This window comes from Thermostichus sp. MS-CIW-37 (assembly GCF_054060065.1).
The window spans coordinates 1-1,296 of record NZ_JBSSCV010000064.1; the positions used below are offsets into that span (position 1 = coordinate 1).

At 53.1% G+C, this 1,296-nt stretch carries 1 protein-coding gene; it reads right to left on the reverse strand.

Features of this window, described 5'->3' with window-relative positions; all coding sequences use genetic code 11:
- Positions 1–788, reverse strand: a 788-nt coding sequence (locus ACVWYZ_RS14280; RefSeq protein ID WP_457467427.1) for a glycosyltransferase family protein, incomplete at its 3' end; no start/stop codon positions are given.
- Between the last annotated feature and the right edge of the window lie 508 nt (positions 789–1,296).

Below are 1,296 nucleotides of genomic sequence, written 5' to 3' on the forward strand. Positions count from 1 at the left end.
AAAAGTTCGTCCAATCCTGAGGCGAAGGAGAGCTGGTCAGTAAGCAGAAAGCCCCCTGCAGAAATCACTTCCAAGTTCCTTAAGTTCAGATCCCCGTTCAGGCTGCAGTTAAACGAAATCAGCGATTCGGCAAATAGGCGGGCTGCCTCTTGACGGTTGGCAGTTTTGGCAAGAATGGGCAAGTGTGCCCTCTTTATGGCTTCGACCAGACGGGAACGTCTGGGATGCTCGGATCCCTGATGGCCAATAAAGACAACTTGGCTTTCTCTTGCTTCTACCCACTTGTGGACAACCGTATGCATGGAGATGAGAGGTAGCCAGGCCAGGTTTTCCGCGCCCGCCGCGGCAAACCAGTGCAGGTGCTGGCGGTTGGGAGCAGTAACAACATAATCAAAGGCTTCAACGGCCCAGTAGGCCAAAAGATGTTCGATGGGGAAGTGGGAATGATGCGTATCTCCGGCTAGCAAGACAGTTGGACAGCCAAATTTTTTTGTGTTGAAGGGGTTGCTGTATTCGCAGCTGCAAGTTCGTACAATCACCAAGTCAAACTCTTTATCCACAATCTGCTCAGACTGCTGGACAAAGTCATAGAGGTCATAATCTCCTTCCGGACACTCCACCAAGCCTTCACGACGGTTGACATAGCCTAGTCCAAAGCCCCCCACTCTTTTTTTGGGACAGACAGTTACTTGCCGATCTGAAAGCTGCGGCGGTGGGACGTAGTCTGGCGCAGTTGGCCAGCTCAGGAGAACTCGCGGTTGCAGAGTTTCTTTGTTGGAATTTTCCATAGCTCGTCCTTCTAATCAGTGCTGCTGACAAAGTGTAGCTTCTGCCCAGGCTACAAAGAGGGCTAGTTTTGCACTATCCTGCCCTACGTGCATCCATAATGACAAAGTCAGGAGCCAAGTGCTGATTATACCTACACACCTACCAAGTTAGACGGTGCATTCGCGGAAAGCTGGCAGCGCAAGTGCCAAATGGACTCACTCATCTGCGTTACCCAAGCCTGGTCGCAGCAGCGCCCCAGCTGCTTTGCTGGCAACAATGAGATGGGGGAAGGTTTCCAGACATTGAGGCCGCGTGGGTTTGCTGGGCCACTGCTTCTGGGGAATTGGTGCCCACCGAGGCCGAACTGGAGCGGCAAAGGGCTGAGCAGGCCGAACAATGAGCAGAGCGCCTGGCCCAGAAGCTGCGGGAGCTGGGGGTAGATCCAGACGCCCTGTAGACAGCCAAGTAACTCAAGACAACAGATGGATCCCTAGGAGGCCAACAGCAACACAGGTAGCTTTTGAATAG